Consider the following 3,154-nt stretch of genomic DNA (forward strand, 5'->3'; position numbering starts at 1 on the left):
ATGGCCTTGGGATCAAAACCAAGTTCCATGGACTGGCCTGTCAGAAGGAATGCTTGAGGCGGATATACAAATGCCAATAAAGCATCAATATTGGCTGCTTTGGCCTCTTTTACGAGGGGGCTTAAGTCCTTTACATCCAAGGGAAAGCTCTTGGAGAAGGCAACCTCAATTCCATTTTTCTTCAGTGCCTGAAGTGCGTCCTCATTGTATTCTATGCCATGAAGGTCCTGAATGTATATTATGGCAACTTTCTTTACTCCCACTTCCTTCAGGACTTCAGACATGACAGGCATGTGGGTTTCAGAAAAATTCAAGACTGCGAAAAAATAGGGAAGTTTATTTACGACCTTTTTGAGCTTCTTCGCTCCGCCTGAACCTCCGAGAAGAACCATCTTGTGTTTGTTGGCAATCGGGGCTGAGGCAAAGAGGAAGGCTGTGTCCCAGGGAGAAAAAATCAGATCGACTTTATCCTCGACGATGGTCTTTTCGAGGAGCTTCGTCATGGTTCCGACATCACTCTTGTCGTCATATTTGGTGACTTCAAGGGGTAGTCTCTTGCCGTACTCCTTGATGTAAAGTCCACCCTTAGCATTAACCTCCTCGACCCACATGGTGTAAACATTCCCGCTGGTCACCGGAACACTGCTTGCATTTACACCCGACAAAGACGTGACCCAGCCTACCCGGATCTTGTCTTTCGCCGGTGGCGCTGCCTGGGCAAAAGAACACAGGCAAAATGCCAACACCGACATTACTATCAGTATACAAAGCATTTGTTTCTTCATCTTTCTACCTCCTCCTTTTTGTATTATCGTTTCCCACTGAACGATATTTTCTCCCGGTAATTTTCGCGCAAAGGTTCAGTGTCCGGTGATAGCGGTCCACCTCGCTGTGCTTGCAAATGCGGAAAATCCCGTTTTGCCCGTAAGGTTTGTCCTATTCAACATACCCGGACTCACTTGGACTTCGGCCACTCCGGCTTCGGATATTTCGGTTCAGATGTCCTCTTCTTGCCCGGGTCTATAACTTCATACACGCCGTTTTGCCATTGGCCTATCTCACCGGGGTGTGTAGTGTTGAACCCTTTCTCAAATCTCATCGGTCCCATAGCCGTATCGTATGTCTTTGTGGCCATAAGATCACGTATCTTCTTTTGATTCAGGGTCCCTGCTTCTTCAATAGCCTTCTCAAAGAACTGGAGCGAGGAATACATGAAAAGTGGTCCCCAATATGAAGGCTCAACTTTATATTTCTTAATAAAGTTATCACGGAACTGTTTCGCTCCAGGTGATACTTTCTCATTCCAGGCTCCTCCTCCCATCACCCCTTCCACGTTCTTTGCACCAAAGGCCTCCCTATACTCGATAAGGAAGGGACCAACTGTCAGGAAAAAGGCTTTCGGATTGAAGTTGATTTCCATCGCCTGTTTAGTCACAAGAAAAGATTCGTCAGGATAGATAAACCCCAGGAAGGCGTCAACATCGGCTGCTTTGGCTTCTTTCAAAAGAGGAGAAAGATCCTTCGTTCCAAAAGGAAAACTCTTCACCATTGCAACTTGAATCCCCCGCTTTTTTAGCTCTTTGAGTGCCACATCTCTATACTCGATGCCGTGAAGATCCTCAATATAGATGATGGCCACTTTTTTTACATTAGCATCCCCCAGTATCTGGACAAGAGGGGGCATCTGGGCCATGGCCGTGTTCAGCACTGAAAAAAAATAGGGGAATTTCGGCATCATGTCCCTGAGTTTGTCTGCTCCACCAGGGCCGCCGATGAGTATGTACTTATGTTTGTTGGCTATAGGCGCGGCGGCGAAAAGCATTGCCGTACCCCAGGGTGAAAATATGAAATCCACCTTATCTGTCAATATTGTTTTCTCGAGCAATTTCGTCATAGTGCCCACGTCGCTCTTGTCATCATATCTGATGACTTCGATGGGCAATTTTTTTCCGTATTCCTTGACGAATATCCCTCCTTTTGCGTTGATCTCATCGATCCAAAGATCATATGTCATCCCGTAGGTGCCCGGCACCCCGCTGGCATAGGGACCCGAGAGCGAAGTAACCCAGCCTATACGAATTTTATCTTTAGCAGGCGCGGCAACAACAACGTTACAGAACAAAAACATTACCATTGTAACTACGACCAGTAGTGGAACAAACATCTTCTTTTTCATACCATCCCTCCTGTATATTATCTGGGGACTACGTCGCTTTTTCCCGTAGCCAAGCCACTGACTGAGCCCCCTTTTGTTTAAGAACAAACAATTGTCAACGACATCAACATGGCCGCATTAATACCTATTCATGCCGGTTGCTTATCGGGAGGATAAAAGGTCATTGATAACTTCTGAATGATGGCACCGGCAGGTGTATTTGCAACAGCGCCGTCTTCACCAATCGCAAAAAATTTGCCTGTCTCCCTCATCTGGTCCCAGTTATGAAAGAAAACGGTCGAAACAGGCAGGCCGAATTCACGAAAGCAAAAAACGTACTGGTTATCATCGAACTTATAATCGGTATGAAAATCTACGTCCGCCTCTCCACGAAGCGGTCCCACGACGCAATGCCAGACATAGCGTTGTGTATTCAAGTAAATATGTTCAAAACACTGGTTAGGATTGTATGTGTAGAGCGCCCGCAAACCTACCAGATCACGTGTAGGAGCAGGTTTACGTCCCGTTGGCGGAATAGACGGATCACCAAGAACGCCTGGAGAAAACTGATGAATAGCCCGAGGCTCTTTGCCTACATCGCCTTCGCGCATAATTGTCCGAATTGAGAGCACCCGTCTTGTTTTCGTGTTTACAATAAAGGTCTCCGACTGGCGAGGCTCACTGGTGAATGTCATGTCGATAAAATAGGTTTCTGGTGCTACTTCCACCACTTCGCACCAGTCCATGCCGCCCTCATTGCCGTTTTTCCACATAACCTTATTGCGTTCAATAAACTCTATAACAAAGATTGCCCCTGATTCGAGCGTAATTCTAACAGTCTGACCCACCAAAGCCTCTGTTTGATTAAGACGATGGAAAGCCATCTCTGATGCATAATCCTCATACTTATAATTAGTTTCACCTTCTCGCTGTGACATCATGTACCTCCTTTAAATAATCAGAAAATAGCCTGACTTCATTCAATAGACTAAAATTCTA

3 protein-coding genes are annotated in these 3,154 nt (G+C 46.1%); all 3 read right to left on the bottom strand.

The genetic code is table 11. From position 1 onward, the window contains the following. A partial coding sequence (locus tag NT178_07100) for an ABC transporter substrate-binding protein (GenBank protein ID MCX5812296.1) occupies positions 1-785 on the bottom strand: 785 nt, incomplete at its 3' end. A gap of 170 nt (positions 786-955) precedes the next feature. Then, positions 956-2,176: an amino acid ABC transporter substrate-binding protein gene (locus tag NT178_07105; GenBank protein ID MCX5812297.1), complete on the bottom strand. Its 1,221-nt coding sequence runs from the start codon at positions 2,174-2,176 to the stop codon at positions 956-958. Positions 2,177-2,304: 128 nt separating this feature from the next. Beyond that, a complete protein-coding gene (locus NT178_07110) occupies positions 2,305-3,096 on the bottom strand; it encodes a MoaF N-terminal domain-containing protein (GenBank protein ID MCX5812298.1) in 792 nt (263 codons plus the stop codon). Positions 3,097-3,154 lie beyond the last annotated feature (58 nt).

It is taken from the genome of Pseudomonadota bacterium, from assembly GCA_026388255.1.
In the GTDB taxonomy this organism is placed as follows: Bacteria; Desulfobacterota; Syntrophorhabdia; order Syntrophorhabdales; family Syntrophorhabdaceae; genus JAPLKB01.

What these genes read in the sequence shown, in the direction of transcription:
- NT178_07105 (MCX5812297.1), bottom strand. Translation starts at nt 2,176, where the DNA reads ATGAAAAAGAAGATGTTTGTTCCACTACTGGTCGTAGTTACAATGGTA.
- NT178_07110 (MCX5812298.1), bottom strand. Translation starts at nt 3,096, where the DNA reads ATGATGTCACAGCGAGAAGGTGAAACTAATTATAAGTATGAGGATTAT.